Source organism: Streptomyces sp. NPDC014861 (assembly GCF_043081625.1).
In the GTDB taxonomy this organism is placed as follows: domain Bacteria; phylum Actinomycetota; class Actinomycetes; order Streptomycetales; family Streptomycetaceae; genus Streptomyces.
On sequence record NZ_JBIBWV010000034.1, the window covers coordinates 46,228 to 61,392 of the forward strand.

At 73.6% G+C, this 15,165-nt stretch carries 11 protein-coding genes; 8 read left to right on the forward strand and 3 right to left on the reverse strand.

Features of this window, described 5'->3' with window-relative positions; translation table 11 throughout:
* Positions 1–3 precede the first annotated feature (3 nt).
* A complete protein-coding gene (locus tag ACF1BN_RS35865) occupies positions 4–3,600 on the reverse strand; it encodes a BTAD domain-containing putative transcriptional regulator (RefSeq protein WP_392335792.1) in 3,597 nt (1,198 codons plus the stop codon).
* A gap of 148 nt (positions 3,601–3,748) precedes the next feature.
* Between ACF1BN_RS35865 and ACF1BN_RS35870 the strand changes: the two genes are divergently transcribed.
* The 4 genes from ACF1BN_RS35870 to ACF1BN_RS35885 all read left to right on the forward strand — a co-directional run bounded on the left by ACF1BN_RS35870 (position 3,749) and on the right by ACF1BN_RS35885 (position 7,541).
* Complete coding sequence (locus ACF1BN_RS35870) at positions 3,749–4,507, forward strand: SDR family oxidoreductase (protein WP_392335793.1); 759 nt, start codon at positions 3,749–3,751, stop codon at positions 4,505–4,507.
* Between the two features lie 54 nt (positions 4,508–4,561).
* Entirely contained in the window at positions 4,562–5,167 is a 606-nt protein-coding gene (locus tag ACF1BN_RS35875; RefSeq protein WP_392335794.1) for an NAD(P)H oxidoreductase, read from the forward strand.
* A gap of 119 nt (positions 5,168–5,286) precedes the next feature.
* Positions 5,287–6,684 carry an MFS transporter gene (locus tag ACF1BN_RS35880; RefSeq protein WP_392335805.1) on the forward strand — a complete coding sequence of 466 codons (1,398 nt, stop codon included), beginning with the start codon at positions 5,287–5,289 and terminating at the stop codon, positions 6,682–6,684.
* 221 nt (positions 6,685–6,905) lie between these two features.
* Positions 6,906–7,541 (forward strand): maleylpyruvate isomerase family mycothiol-dependent enzyme, encoded by a 636-nt coding sequence (locus tag ACF1BN_RS35885; RefSeq protein WP_392335795.1) that lies wholly within the window; start codon positions 6,906–6,908, stop codon positions 7,539–7,541.
* Between the two features lie 15 nt (positions 7,542–7,556).
* On the opposite strand, the gene ppk2 is transcribed toward ACF1BN_RS35885, so the two are convergent.
* Both ppk2 and ACF1BN_RS35895 read right to left on the reverse strand, forming a co-directional pair.
* Complete coding sequence (gene ppk2, locus ACF1BN_RS35890; protein WP_392335796.1) at positions 7,557–8,528, reverse strand: polyphosphate kinase 2; 972 nt, start codon at positions 8,526–8,528, stop codon at positions 7,557–7,559.
* A 628-nt stretch (positions 8,529–9,156) separates the two neighbouring features.
* A complete protein-coding gene (locus tag ACF1BN_RS35895; RefSeq protein ID WP_392335806.1) occupies positions 9,157–9,402 on the reverse strand; it encodes a hypothetical protein in 246 nt (81 codons plus the stop codon).
* Between ACF1BN_RS35895 and ACF1BN_RS35900 the strand changes: the two genes are divergently transcribed.
* The 4 genes from ACF1BN_RS35900 to ACF1BN_RS35915 all read left to right on the forward strand — a co-directional run bounded on the left by ACF1BN_RS35900 (position 9,290) and on the right by ACF1BN_RS35915 (position 15,079).
* Positions 9,290–10,420, forward strand: coding sequence for an MFS transporter (locus ACF1BN_RS35900; RefSeq protein ID WP_392335797.1), 1,131 nt, complete (start codon positions 9,290–9,292; stop codon positions 10,418–10,420). The genes ACF1BN_RS35895 and ACF1BN_RS35900 overlap by 113 nt on opposite strands.
* Before the next feature lie 174 nt (positions 10,421–10,594).
* Complete coding sequence (gene asnB / locus ACF1BN_RS35905; protein ID WP_392335798.1) at positions 10,595–12,445, forward strand: asparagine synthase (glutamine-hydrolyzing); 1,851 nt, start codon at positions 10,595–10,597, stop codon at positions 12,443–12,445.
* 362 nt (positions 12,446–12,807) lie between these two features.
* Entirely contained in the window at positions 12,808–14,274 is a 1,467-nt protein-coding gene (locus ACF1BN_RS35910; protein WP_392335799.1) for an amidase, read from the forward strand.
* Positions 14,264–15,079, forward strand: coding sequence for a thioesterase family protein (locus ACF1BN_RS35915; RefSeq protein WP_392335800.1), 816 nt, complete (start codon positions 14,264–14,266; stop codon positions 15,077–15,079). The genes ACF1BN_RS35910 and ACF1BN_RS35915 overlap by 11 nt, the downstream gene beginning before the upstream one ends.
* Positions 15,080–15,165 lie beyond the last annotated feature (86 nt).

Consider the following 15,165-nt stretch of genomic DNA (forward strand, 5'->3'; position numbering starts at 1 on the left):
GCCTCAGGTCTCGTGGAGGCGACCTCCGGGGAGGCCCGTACGGTCGCCGATCGGCGTCCCCGTGACTCCGCGGGCCTCCCTGACGGACGACTCCGCGTCGAGGCGTTCGCCACGGGCCCGGGTCGTGAGGAACGTGTCGTCGCCCAGTGCCGCGCGGACGCGCGTCTCGATCCGCTCCACGTCCCCTCGCTCCGCCGGGGGCAGCGGCGCGCCGGTCGACGTCCGCAGCGCCCCCGCCGTACCGAGGAGCAGGGCCGCTCCCTCACCGCGCCCGCCCAGGGCGTGGGCGCCGGCCAGGCCCTCCAGCGCCAGCGCGACCGCTCGCGGGTCCCCGCTCGCCAGAGCCGTCGCGTACCCCTCCTCGTGCAGCCCGAGCGCCGCCTCCGCGTCGCCCCGCAGCTCCGCCGCGAAGCCCAGCTCCGCCAGGATCAGCGCGTTGGCTCCGTCGAGCCCGACCAGCCGGTGCCAGGCCAGGACTTCCCGGAGGTGGACCTCGGCCTCGTCCAGCAGACCCTCCCGGCGGGCTCCGAGACCCAGCCCGAGGACGGCGTTGATCTCGCCCGCCCGGAAGCCGACCTCGACGGCCTTGTCCCGCCCCGCCCGGTGGTACGCGCGCGCCTGCGCCGGCTCTCCCCTCAGGAGCGCGGTCCGGCCGAGCCCCGACAGCAGGTCGGGCACCTCTGTGGTGAGTCCGAAGCCCTCGGCGGTGTCCAGGGCGGCACGCTTCAGCGCGTCCGCCCGCTCGTACTCGCCGCGGATCTCCGCCACGGTGGCCAGCGGGTACACCGACCACAGCCCGCCGCAGACGTCCCCGACCTCCGAGAAGAGCGCGGCACTGCGGGCCGCGTCGCCCTCGGCACCCGCCAGGTCGCCCCTGAGCAGCCGCTGCACGGACCGGTCGCCGAGCGCCGCCGCCTCGCCCCACGTCTCCCCGGTCCGCGTGAACCCGTCGAGCGCGGCGTTCGTCAGGTCCTCGCCCTCGCTCTGGCTTCCGGTGCCGCAGAGTGCGTGGGCGAGGAACCAGCGGGCCCAGGCGAGCACGGCGGGGCCGTCCCCGTAGGCCGTGTCGACGGAGTCCAGCGCGCTCGCGATGCGCCGGTGGCGGTCCGCGCCGTCGCCGCTCATCACCGTGAGCCCGGTCCACCAGACCGAGACGCGGGCCCTCAAGCGGGCGAGGACGCCGGATTCCGGCACCGGACCGGCGGAGGCGACCGGGGCACCCGGCGCCGCGCCGGTGCCGGTGGACGCGGGCAGGGTGCCCCGCGCGGGGCCGGTGAGCGCAGCCAGGGTGTCCGGTGCGGGGCCGGTGGACGTGATCGGGATGTCCGGCGCGGGGCCGGTGGATGCGATCGGGATGCCCAGCGCCGTCGCCGTCGAGCGGACCGCCTCGCCCAGGCGCCCGCGCAGCACCCAGTACCAGGCCAGCGCGTCCACCAGCCGCAGCGCGTGTTCGGCCTCGCCGCGCAGCGCGGCACCGTCCAGGGCGGCGCGAAGGTTGGGGGACTCGGCGTCCAGGCGGGTCAGCCACTCCCGCTGCCCGGGCCCCCGGAGCTCCGGCGCCGCGGCCTGGACGAGACGCGTGTAGTACGTCAGGTGCCGGCCGCGGACGTCCTCGGTCTCGCCGGCGTCGGCCATCCGCTCGACGCAGTACGCGGCGACGGACTCGAGCAGCCGGTAGCGCGGCCCGTCCTTCCCGTCGACGGCGACGACCAGCGACCGGTCCACCAGACGGGCCAGCAGGTCGAGTACGTCGTCGGCCGCCACCTCGCCGCCCGCGCAGACCTCCTCCGCCGCTTCCAGGGTGCAGCCCTCGGCGTGGACGGCCAGCCTGCGCAGGACCAGGCGCTCCGGTCCAGGCAGCAGTTCCCAGCTCCAGTCGATCACCGCGCGGAGCGTCTGCTGCCGGGCCGGGGCGCCGCGCTGTCCGGCGCTGAGCAGCCGGAAGCGGTCGTCGAGCCGTTCGAGCAGCCGGTGCACGCCGAGCGCGCGCACCCGGGTGGCGGCCAGTTCCAGGGCGAGGGGTACGCCGTCGAGACGGCGGCAGATGTCCTCGACGGCGGCCAGCCGGGAGTCGTCCAGGACGAGCCCGGGCGCCGAGGCGACGGCCCGCGCCACGAACAGCTCGACGGCTCCCGGGAGGTCGAGGGGCGGCACCGGCCACAGCGTCTCCCCGGCGAGGGCCAGGGGCTCCTGGCTGGTCGTCAGCACAACGAGCTCGGGGACGGTGCGCAGGAGCAGCTCCGCCAGTGCGGCGGCCTCGTCGATGACGTGCTCGCAGTTGTCGAGGACGAGCAGCATCCGCCTGCCGCGCAGGACGGCGGCCAGCCGCTCGGCCCCGCTCGGTGTCCGTCCCGCCTCGGGTCGGACACCCCACGCCCCGTCGTCGCGCAGTTCCATGGCGGCGGCGACGACCTCGGCCAGCTCGCCGCGCGCGCCGGCGAGCTCGACCAGCCACACGCCGTCCGGGAACAGCCGCCGTGCCTGCCCCGCGGCCTCCACGGCCAGGCGTGTCTTGCCGACGCCTCCGGGGCCGGTGAGCGTGACGAGCCGGCGTCCGGCGAGCAGCCCGCCGATCTCCTGGACGGCCTCGTCCCGCCCGACGAGCCCGCTGATGGCCGTCGGCAGATTGCCGCGCGTCCCGCCCCCGCCGGTACCGTCCCGGCCCGCGTCCGGGTCCTGCGCCGGGGCCGGGCGGGCACCCGGCTCGCGCCGCGCCGCGTCCGAACCGAGCGGGGCTGTGTCCGGCCCCCGTCCGTCCGCTGCGGACTCCCGTGGGCCTGCGTCCGGTGCCGGGGTCGGCGCTCCGGCGGTCTCCTCCCCCGAGGCGGTCCGGGTCCCGGTCCGTGGAACTTCCAGCGCGGGATCCTGGCGGAGCATCGCCCGTTGGAGTCCGACCAGCTCCGGACTGGGGTCGAGGCCCAGGTCCTCGGCGAGGCGGATCCGCAGCTCCTCGTAACCCGCCAGTGCCTCGCTCTGCCGACCCGAGCGGTAGAGCGCGCGTAGCTGTACGGCGCGCAGCCGCTCGCGCAGCGGATGGCGTACGACGATCTCCGCCAGCTCCCCCACGAGCAGCGCGTGTTGGCCCGCTGCAAGGCGCGCCTCCGCCGCCTCCTCGTGGACGACGAGCCGTTCCTCCTCCAGGCGGTTCACGGCTGCCCGGGTGAACGGTTCGTCCGCGAAGTCCGCGAAGGCGGGTCCGCGCCACACGGCGAGCGCCTCGGCGAACAGCGCGGCACGGCGCTCCGGGTCGGGTACGCCACGGGCGCGGGTCGCGAGCGCGGCGAACCGTTCCGCGTCCAAGGCGCCTTCGGGGAGCGCGAGTTGATAGCCGGGAGCGCGGGACACCAGCAGGTCGCGGCCGCCGGGTTCGGCCTCCTCCAGAACGCGTCGCAGCTGGGAGACCTTGGCCTGGAGGGCGCGCAGCGGTCTGCCCGGCGGGTCCTCGCCCCACAGGTCGTCGACGAGTCGGTGCGTGGCGACCGGTCGGCCCGTGTCGACGAGGAGCGAGGCGAGCAGGGCGCGCACCTTGAGTTCGGGGACCCGGACGGGGCTCCCGTCCTCGGTCCAGACGGCCGTCTCCCCCAGCACCCCGAATCGCATGGGATCACCGTAACTCCCGCCCGGACAGGACCCGAACCGGGCCCGGACCAGCCCGAACCGGGCCCGAACAGAACCCGGGCCGAACCCGAACCGCGCTCCCGCAGAGTCATCCCCGTCAGCAGGAAACACCACCACCGAGGAGACTCCGATGGCCCGCTCCACCACCCTCACCGGCAAGACCGCGCTCGTCACGGGAGGCAGCCGCGGCATCGGCCGCGCGATCGCCCTGCGGCTCGCCGCCGACGGCGCCCGCGTCGCCGTCCACTACGCCACCAACGAGGCCGCCGTGAAGGAGACGGTCGCGGCGATCGGGGAAGCCGGCGGTTCGGCGTTCGCGATCCGCACCGAACTGGGCGTCCCCGGGGACGCCGAGGCCCTCTGGAAGGCCTTCGACGAGCACGCCGACGGCGTCGACATCCTCGTCAACAACGCCGGGATCGCCGGTGCCGGCACGATCGACGAGGTCGAGGAGGCCGACTACGACCGGGTCTTCGCGGTCAACGCCAAGGCGCCGTTCTTCATCGTCAAGCACGGGCTCGGCCGTCTGCGGGACGGCGGCCGGATCATCAACATCTCCTCCGGCGTCACCAAGGTCGCCTTCCCCGGCATGACCTCGTACGCCGCCTCCAAGGGCGCGGTCGAGGTGCTGACCCTGACCCTCGCCCAGACCCTCGGCGCCCGGGGCATCACCGTCAACGCGGTCTCGCCGGGCACGATCGAGACCGACATCCACCCGTGGATGGCCGACCCGGCCGCCAAGGCGCACGCCGCCGCGTTCTCGGTCTTCGACCGGGTCGGCCGGCCCGGGGACGTGGCCGACGTCGTCGGCTTCCTCGCCTCGGACGACGCGCGCTGGGTGACCGGCCAGAACATCGACGCGAGCGGCGGCTCCGGCCTCGGTCTGTGACACCCGCCGTGCCCGTCCGTCCCCCTCCCACCCCTCCCGAAGGAGGCCGCCGCCGTGCCCCGCCACACCCTGCTCGTGCACGCCCACCCCCGTACCGACTCCCTGACCGCCCAGGTCACCGACCTCCTCCACGCCCGGCTGAAGGACGACGGCTCGACCGTCGACGTGCTCGACCTGTACGCCGAGGGTTTCGACCCCGTCCTGCGGCCGGCGGACGAACCGGACTGGGAGGACCGGGAGAAGGCCTACTCCTCCGAGGTCCGCGCCCATATGGACCGGATCCTGGCCGCCGACGACATCGTGGTCGTCTTCCCGGTCTGGTGGATGGCGCCGCCGGCCGTCCTGAAGGGGTGGATCGACCGGGTGTGGAACTACGGCTTCGCCTACGGCCGCAGCAAGCCCCGGCTCGCCGGCAAGCGGATGCTGTGGCTCGCCCTGATGGGCAACGCGGAGGCGGAGATCGAACAGCTCGGCCTCTCCCCCGTCCTCGACCTCCAACTCCGGGTCGCGGTCTCCCGGTTCTGCGGGATCGAGGACTCGTCCGTCGCGATCGTCCACGGCACCGAGCTGTCGGGTGTGCCGCGCGCCCTGCGCCCGCAGCGGGTGCGGGAACTGCTGAAGTCCGCCGAGGAATCCCTGAACGGAGCGCTGCCGCGATGAGCACCACCCACACCGACCCCGATTCCCCCTCCCCCGCCGCCCCGGCCGGGGCGGCGCCGGCGAAGGCCGGTGCCCGCCAGTGGCTCGGCCTCGCCGTCCTCCTCCTGCCGGTCACCCTGATGACCGCCGACCTCGGCGTCCTCTGGCTCGCCACCCCGTACCTGGCCGCCGATCTCCGTCCGAGCAGTGCCCAACTCCTGTGGATCACCGACATCTACGGCTTCCTCACCGCCGGCACCCTGGTCATCATGGGCACACTCGGCGACCGCCTGGGCCGGCGCAGGCTGCTGATGGCGGGCTCGGCCGGCTTCCTGCTGGCCTCGCTGCTCGCCGCGTACGCCCCGAACGCCGGAACCCTGATCGCCGCCCGCGCCCTGCTGGGCGTGGCGGGGGCCGCCGTACTGCCCTCCACGCTCGCCCTGATCAGCCACATGTTCGCCGACGCACGGCAGCGGGCGACCGCGATCGCGATGTGGGTGACGGCGCTCTCGGTCGGCCTGGCGATCGGCCCCGTCGTCGGCGGGGTGCTCCTGGCGTCGTGGTGGTGGGGTTCGGTCTTCCTGATCGGTCTGCCGATCATGCTGCTCGCCCTGGTCACGGCGCCGGTGCTGCTGCCGGAGTACCGCGATCCGGGGGCCGGCCGGATCGACCTGCCGAGTGTGGCGCTCTTCCTGCTGGCGGTCCTGCCGCTGGTGTACGGGGTGAAGTCGGTCGCCTCGCACGGCCCGACGGCGGAGGCCGCGGCGGCCTTCGCCGGCGGAGCGGTCGTCACGCTGCTCTTCGTCCGCCGCCAGAACCGGCTGGCCACGCCCCTGCTCGACCTGCGGCTCTTCCGCGACCGGGCCTTCACCGGGGCGCTGCTCACCCTCCTGCTGGGCATGACCGCGCTGAACGGGGTGGAGTACCTGGTCCCGCAGTACCTCCAGGCGGTCGCCGGGCAGTCGCCTCTGGAGGCCGGGCTCTGGCTGCTGCCGGGGGCGGTGGGCCTGATCGCCGGGTCGCAGCTGACCCCGCCGCTCGCCCGCCGCTTCCGCCCGGCGTACGTCCTGATCGGCGGTCTGCTGGTGTCGCTCACCGGGTACGCGGCGATCGCCCTGACCTCGGGGGTCCTGCCGGCCTCCCTGGGCCTCGCGGTGATCATGTTCGGGGCGGCCCCGATCAGCGTCCTCGGCACGGCCCTGGCGGTCGGCGCCGCTCCCCCGGAGAAGGCGGGCGCGGCGGCGGCGACCGGCCAGACGGCGTACGACCTGGGTCTGGCGCTGGGGATCGCGGTCACCGGCAGTGTGGCGGTCGCGGTCTACCGCGGCGGCATCCCGGACGACGCGCCGGCCGCGGCCCGGGAGTCGCTGGGTGCGGCGAGCGAGGTCGCGGACGAGGGACTGCTGACGGCCGCCCGGGAGTCCTTCACGACGGCTCTGCAGTCGGCGTCGGCGCTGAGCGCGGGGTTCGCGGTGCTGACGGCGGTGCTGGTGGCGGTGCTGCTGCGGAAGGTCCCGAGGATCGCGCAGGAGACGTAGCGGCGAGGGGGAATCGAACCTGGGCCCGTCCTGAGGACGGGCCCGGACTCGTTCCCGAGGACGGGCCCAGATGGTTTCCGGATGACGGGGGGGGCGGATCGTCCGGAGGGCCGCGCCCGGCCTGCGGCGGGGGGGCCGGCGCGAGGGTGCCGCGGACGGGACCGATGAGTTCCCGGGACGCGGCGAGTCCACCCTGGGCGGATGCTGTCCTGGAGCGATCGATGGAGGAAGCCGTGGAAGAAGTCTGGTCGATGGTCCACGCGGAGCGCGCGGCGCTCATCCGCGACCTCGAACGCCTCGACGACGAGCGGTGGGAGCAGCCGTCGCTCTGTGCCTCGTGGACGGTGCACGACGTGGCCGCCCATCTGGCCGACACCGCCCGGACGACGCGACTGGGTTTCCTGGTCGGCCTCGCCCGGGCACGGTTCGACTTCGACGCGCAGAACGCCCGCGGTGTCGCGCGCGAACGCGGGGCCTCACCCCAGGAGACCCTGGCGCGGCTGCGCCAGGTGGCGTCGCGGAGGTCGACCCCGCCGGCGCCCCTCGACAGCCGGCTCGTCGAGGAGATCGTGCACGGCGAGGACATCCGCCGGTCCCTGGGCCTCTCCCGCGCCTACCCGCAGGAGGCTGTCGTCCGCTCGCTGCGCCTGCAGGCCCGCACTCCGGCCTCCTTCGGTGGGGCCAAGGAGCTCGTGTCCCGCACCCGGCTCACCGCCACGGACGCCGACGTGTCGATCGGCGCGGGTCCTGAGGTGCGCGGGCCCGCGCTGTCCCTCCTCCTGGCCGTCGCGGGCCGGCGCGTGGCACTGGACGGCCTCGACGGACCCGGACTCGCCGTGCTCGCCCCGGCGATCTGAGCCCCGCGCCGCGCCCTACGGGCCGGGGTGCAGGCCGGGGCCGTCCGACGGCCCGGCCAGCGGCGTGGGCGAGAGGCCGGAGGGCTCCTCCCCGGGTTCGAGGAGGGTGTCGGCGGCGCCCACGATGAGGGGATCGGGCCGCCCCACGGCCTCCTCGTCCTTGCCGGCGTAGTCGACCCGCCCCAGCAGGCTGCGCATGGCCTCCAGGCGACCGCGCCGCTTGTCGTTGCTCTTGACCACCGTCCACGGCGCGCGTTCGGTGTCGGTCGCGCGGAACATCTCGACCTTCGCCGTGGTGTACGCGTCCCACAGGTCCAGGGAGGCCAGGTCCGTGGGCGACAGCTTCCACTGGCGCACCGGGTCGACCTGGCGGATCGCGAAGCGGGTGCGCTGCTCGGCGCGGGAGACGGAGAACCAGAACTTCACCAGCAGGATCCCGTCCGCCACGAGCATGGACTCGAAGGCGGGGCACTGGCTCAGGAACAGCTCGCACTCCTCCGGGGTGCAGAATCCCATCACCTTCTCGACCCCGGCGCGGTTGTACCAGGACCGGTCGAAGAAGACGATCTCACCGGCGGCGGGCAGGTGGGCGATGTACCGCTGGAAGTACCACTGCCCCTGCTCCCGCTCGGTCGGCTTGTCCAGGGCCACGATCCGCGCTCCGCGGGGGTTGAGCCGCTCCGTGAAGCGCTGGATCGTGCCGCCCTTGCCGGCGGCGTCCCGGCCCTCGCAGATCACCACGACCCGGGCGCCCGTGGCCTGCACCCAGTGCTGCAGTTTCAGCAGCTCGATCTGAAGGACCCGTTTCGTCCGCTCGTACTCCCGCCGCCGGACCTTGCGGTCGTACGGATAGTTCTCCCGCCAGGTACGGATCGGCGCCCCGGAGCCGTCCAGCAGAACCGGCTGCTCCGGGCGGCGGTCGTCCACACTGAGGCCGGAGAGCAGGTCCTCGCCCGCCGTCGGCCGCGATTCACGATCGTCACTCACACCCCGCGCCTACCCGGTCGCCGCCGGAACATGACGAAACGATCCGCCGGGTGAGGGGGGCGGCGGCGCGGTGCCGGCCCGAGGGGGGATCCGTCACCGCGCGGGGCCGCCTTCCCACCGGACGCACGGTTGTCCTCGCGCCGGTCTCGCGCCCCGTCCTCAGCCGGGCCATCTCCTCGCGCGGGGTTCCGCGCCCCTTTTCCTCACGTTCCCGCGCACCGCATCAGCGGACTCGAACATTCTTCCCCTCCTTTCGACAGCGGCCCCGGCCGATCGCCGCGACCGCACGGCGGGGAACCGTCACGACAGGGGATTCCGGGAAAGCCGGACGACAAAGGAACGGCCCGTCGACCGGCAGGTTCACGACGTCGACGGTCGCCCGCGGAATGGGAAGTCGCTCCCCCGTATCGGCAGATACGCGACTTGGCGAAGTCGTCACGGGTCTCCGGTGCTTCCGGCTCCCCCTCGCCACCCCGGCGACCCCGCCCCCTCCCACTCGAACCCCTCACGACCTGCGGATACCTCCCGTGCCGCCGGAACAGTGGCGGAGCCGGGCCGCGGCGGGGCGCCGGAGGAGTGGTTGTTGGTGTCGGGAATCTGCCAGAGGATGGCGTCCGTTCCTGCTGGACTAGAGACCACGCTCCGCATGTGAGGCCCAACTCAGGACGGAAATCATGTCCACAGCAACCACCCCTTCTGTCCAATCTCCCGCATCTCCGGATCGGTCGCCCCTGGTTTCCTGGCTGGCGGTCGTCTCGATCATGCTGGGGATTTTCTCCATCGTCACCACCGAAATTCTTCCGATCGGACTGCTCACCTCGATCGGGTCGAGTTTCACCATCTCGGACGGAATGGCTGGTCTGATGATGACCATGCCCGGATTCCTGGCCGCGGTCTCGGCCCCTCTGGTCACGGTGGCCACGGGGCGGATCGACCGGCGGGTCATGCTGGGCGTGTTCATCCTGCTGCTGGCACTGGCCAATTTCCTCGCCGCCGTCGCGACGAGCTATTGGCTGGTCCTGGTCTCCCGCGTCATGGTCGGCATCACCATCGGTGGCTTCTGGTCCATCGGGGCCGGCCTCGCGAGCCAGCTCGTGCCCGCGAAGTCGGTGGGACGGGCGACCTCGGTGATCTTCTCCGCCGTGCCGCTCGGTTCCGTGCTCGGCGTACCGCTGGGCACGTTCATCGGCGACATCGCGGGCTGGCGGACCGCGTTCCTCGTCATGGGCGTCTTCACCCTGGCCGTCCTCGTCCTCCTGCTCGTCGTCGTCCCGCCGCTCCCCGCCCACCAGGCGACCCGCCTGAACGTCCTCGGCGAGATGCTCCGCAGCGTCAACACCCGCTTCGCGCTGGTGATGACCTTCCTCGTCGTCCTCGCCCACTTCGGAACGTACACGTACGTCACCCCCTTCCTGGAGCAGGTGACCCACGTGAGCAGCGGGCTCATCACGGTCTATCTGCTCATCTACGGCGCGGCCGGCATCGCCGGCAACTTCCTCGGCGGGTCCATGGTGGGCCGCTATCCGCGGGCCACCTTCGCCGCGGCCGCCGCTCTGATCGGCGGTTCGACCCTGCTCCTCCCCGTCCTCGGCGGGTCGGACTTCGGCGCGGTGGCGCTCCTGGTCGTCTGGGGCGTCGCCTACGGAGCCGTACCGGTGTGCTCCCAGACGTGGTTCTCCAAGGCCGCGCCGGACAACCCCGAGGCGTCGTCCGTCCTCTTCACCGCCTCCTTCCAGGCCACCATCTCCATCGGGGCCCTGGTCGGAGGAGCCGTGCTCGACCGCTCCTCGCCCTCCACCGTCATGGTGCTGGGCGGGCTGGCGGCCGTCCTGATGGTGCTCGTGGCCTGGGCGCACCGGGCGGGGAGGCACACGTGGCCCGCGGCTTCGTAGCCTGACCGCGCCGAGCTGCCGTCCTCTCCCCGCACCTGTCCCACCACGCGCGTGCTCTCGTCCCGTCGCGGCCGGCCCACCGGGTCGGCCGCGGCGGGCGGCACCTTCCTTTTCCTCTCCCGGACCCTCTCGATGAGCCAGGTGCTCACGTCCTACCTAAGGAGAACGTCGCTTATGTGCGGCATTGCGGGCTGGATAGATTTCGGGCGCGATCTCACCCAGGAGCGCGCCGTCGTCGACGCCATGACGCAGACCATGGCCTGCCGCGGTCCCGACGCCGAGGGCGTGTGGATCGACCGGCACGCCGCCATCGGGCATCGCCGGCTCTCGGTCATCGACCTGGAGGGCGGACGGCAGCCGATGACCGCCGAACGGGACGGGCGCGTCCTGGCGGTACTGACCTTCAGCGGTGAGATCTACAACTACCGCGAGCTGAGGGCGGAGTTGATCACGCGTGGACACCGCTTCCGCACCGAGAGCGACACCGAGGTGGTCCTCGAGGGGTACCTGGAGTGGGGCGAGGGCGTCGTCGACCGTCTCAACGGCATGTTCGCCTTCGGCATCTGGGACGCCCGGACGCAGGAACTGCTCCTGGTGCGCGACCGGATGGGCGTGAAGCCGCTGTACTACTTCCCCACGGCGGACGGCGTCCTGTTCGGCTCGGAACCCAAGGTGATCCTGGCCAACCCGGAGATCCCCCGCCGGGTGAACGAGAACGGGCTGCGCGAGCTGCTCGACATGGTGAAGACCCCGGAGCACGCCATCTTCACCGGCATGTACGAGATCCGGCCGGGACACACGGTCCGGGTCCGCCGCCAGGGTCTCGTCAAGCGCCGCTACTGGGCGCTGGAGGCCCGGGAGCACACGGACTCCCTGGAGACGACGATCGACACGGTCCGGGGGCTCCTGGACGACATCGTGAGCCGGCAGCTCATCTCCGACGTACCGCTGTGCAGCCTGCTCTCCGGTGGTCTGGACTCCTCCGCCGTCACCGCGCTGGCGGCGAGGGCGCTGGCCGCCCGCGGCGCGGGGCCGGTGCGCTCGTTCTCCGTCGACTTCGTGGGCGCCGAGGAGAACTTCGTCCCGGACCCGCTGCGGGCGACGCCGGACGCGCCGTTCGTGCGCGACCTTGCCCAGCACGTGGCGGCGGAGCACAAGGAGATCCTGCTCAACAGCGACGACCTCAGCGATCCCGGTGTCCGGGCGGCGGTCCTCGCCGCCACCGACCTGCCGCCCATGTGGTACGGCGACCTGTGGCCGTCCTTGTACCTGCTCTTCAAGGCGGTCCGGGAGCGGTCCACCGTGGCCCTGTCCGGCGAGTCGGCCGACGAACTCTTCGGCGGGTACAGCTGGTTCCACGACCCCGAGGTGCTCACGGCCGAGACGTTCCCGTGGCTCACCTCGACGCCGGGTCCCTTCTACGACGGTACGCCGCTGTTCGACGGCGGGCTCCTGGGCCGGCTCGACATCCCCGGCTACCGGCGGGCGAGCTACGGCGACGCCATCGCCGAAGTGCCGGTCCTCCGGGGCGAGACGGGCCTGGAGAAGCGGATGCGGGAGATCAGCTACCTGAACCTGACCCGCTTCCTCAACACCCTGCTCGACCGCAAGGACCGGATGAGCATGGCCGTCGGCCTGGAGGTGCGCGTCCCGTTCTGCGACCACCGGCTCGTGGAGTACGTCTTCAACGCCCCCTGGGCCATGAAGACCTTCGACGGACGCGAGAAGAGCCTGCTGCGCGCGGCCACCCGCGACGTGCTGCCCGAGTCGATCGTGCAGCGCGTGAAGGCTCCGTACCCGAGCACCCAGGACTCCGGATACGAGAAGAAGCTGCGCGACCGGCTCGCGGAGATCCTCGGCAACGGCGACGCCCCCATCCTGCCGCTCCTCGACAAGGAGCGTGTCCGCGGCCGGCTCGACGGCAGCATCAGCACCGCCAGCACCCAGATCACCCGCATCGATCTGGAGGTCCCGCTGTGGCTGAACGCCTGGCTGGAGTCCTACGACGTGACGGTCGACCTGTAGGCGCGGCTCCCGCATAGCCCCGCGATCGGCCGGCGGAGTCCGGCCGAGGGGCACGCACTCTCCCGGTGGCCCCTGCCATCCCCCGTCAGGGGCCACCGGGCTTTCTCGCGCCGGCGAGGAACCCGGCATCCGGCTCCGACCACCCGGAAGGCATCCCCAGATGGACGCTGCGCGACCGAACCGCCCGTCCGCGCCATCCGCTCCGCCGCCGCCATCCGCACCGCCGCCGGGCGTTCCGAGGGAGGTGGCCGACCTGGCCGACCACCTGGGGCGCCTCATCGGACGGCTGCGGGCCCTGGACCTCCACGGCACCGCCCCGGCGTCCGTCTTCCGGGTCCCGGTGCCCACCTCGGGGGGCCGCCGTGCAGCCCTTTGAGCTCACCGTCGAGGACGCCTCGGCGGCCATCGCCTCGCGCGCCCTGTCCCCCGTCGAACTCGTCGAGTCCGTCCTGGCCCGGTGCGAGGCCCTGGAGAACTGGCTGCACGCGTACGTGACCGTCGTGGCGCCGCAGGCCCGGCAGGACGCGCGGCAGGCGGAGCGGGAGATCCTCGAAGGGCTCCACCGGGGGCCGCTGCACGGCATCCCGTACGGCCTCAAGGACCTGATCGACGTCACCGGGATCCCCACCACCGCCAGCTCGCGGGCCTGGGCGGACCGTACGCCGGGCCGGGACAGCACGGTGGCGGCGCGGCTCACGGCCGCCGGCGCGATCCTGATCGGCAAGACCCACACCCACGAGTTCGCCTACGGACTGCTCACTCCGCAGACGGCCAATCCGTGGCACGAGGGCGTCGTCGCCGGAGGATCCAGCGGCGGCTCCGCGGTCGCGGTGGCGGCCGGATCGGCGATGTTCGCGCTGGGCACCGACACCGGGGGCTCGATCCGCATCCCCGCGGCGCTCAACGGCACGGTCGGTCTCAAGCCCACCTACGGCCTCGTCTCCCGTCACGGGGTGGCGCCCCTGTCGTGGTCCCTCGACCACGTCGGTCCCCTCACCAGGACGGTGCGGGACGCCGCCACCGTGCTGGGCGTCCTGGCCGGCCACGACCCCCTGGACCCCGCGAGCGCGATGCCGCCGGCCCACTGGTCCGCGGCGCACCCGGCGGACGCCCGCGGGCTGCGCGGGGTGCGCGTCGGCGTACCGGGCAACTACTACTTCGACCGCGTCGATCCGCAGGTCGAGGCCGCCGTCCGGGGCACGGTCGACCTGCTGGCGGAGCTCGGCGCCATCGTGCTGCCCGTGGAGGTCCCGCTCGTCGAGTACGTCGAGGCGACGCAGTGGGGCCTGATGGCGCCCGAGGCGTCCGCGGTCCACGAGGAGGCGCTGCGCGCGTCGCCCGACCTGTACGGCGCGGACGTCCGGCTGCTCCTGGAGGCGGGACACCACGTGTCCGCCCTGGACTATCTGCGGGCCCAGCGCACGAGGTCCCTCGTCCGCGACGCCTGGACCCGGCTCTTCGAGGACGTCGACGTGATCGTCGCGCCCACGTCGCCGATCACCGCCGCACGGCGCGGCCAGGAGACCGTACGCTGGCCGGACGGCGTCACCGAGACGGTCACCGACGCCTACGTCCGGCTGTCCTCGCCCGCCAACATCACGGGGCTTCCCGCGCTCTCCCTCCCGGTGGGCAGGGACTCCGCCGGCCTTCCCATCGGCGCGCAGCTGATCGGCGCCCCGTTCGCGGAGTCCCTGCTCTTCCGGGTGGGAACGGCTGTCGAGGAACGGCGGACGGACACCGGAGGACTCGCCGGCGCCCTCCGGCCGGACGGCATCGACGGTCCTCAGAGGCATGAGGCAGGAGCTGGAGGCTCATCCCGTGAACAGTGAGTTCGTCGCGTCCCCCGATTCCTTCTACCGCGCTCTCGGGGACGGCCGCTTCGAGAGCACGTCGGCCACCGCGGGCCCCTGGAGCGCGAAGTCCCAGCACGCGGGGCCCCCTTCGGCCCTGGTGGGGCACGTGATGGAGCGCCACGATCCCCGGCCGGGGCTGCGGATCGCCCGCGTCACCGTGGAGTTGCTGCGCCCGGTGCCGGTCGCGGACCTGACGGTCGAGGTGCGGACGGTGCGGTCCGGCGGCAGTGTCGAGGTGCTCGAAGGAGAGGTGTCGGCGGACGGCGCCACGGTGCTGCTGGCCCGGGCCTGGAGGCTGGTCGCCGCTCCTGCCGGGACTCCGGCACTGAGGCCCGTGCCGGCCGCCCCCGCGCTGCCGGGGCCGCAGCCGCCGCACACCATGGCGGGCGCCCATCTGGACGGCTACGTCTCGGCGATGGAGTGGCGGTTCGCGGACGGCGGAGGCTTCGACTCGCTCGGCCCGGGGACCGCCTGGGCGCGGCAGCGCGTTCCGCTGGTGGCGGGGGTGCCGGACTCCCCGCTGACGCGGGCGCTCACGGTGGCCGACAGCAGCTGGGCGGTCGGCTTCGAGCTGGACCACCACACGAACCTCGTCATCAACACCGACGTGACGCTCGCGCTGCACCGCGATCCCGTCGGGGAGTGGCTGTGCCTGCGCTCGCGCACGGCGGCCAGTCCGCACGGTTCGGGGCTGGCCGTCGGGGAGCTCGACGACGCCTCGGGCAGCTGCGGGCAGGTGCTGCAGACCCTGCTGGTCACCGAACGGCGCGTCGGACCGTGACCGGCGGTGCCGGGAAGCCGGCGGCGGGCGGGGGGGGGGGGGGGGGGCCCCCCCCCCCCCCCCCGGGGGGGGGGGGGGGGGCCGCG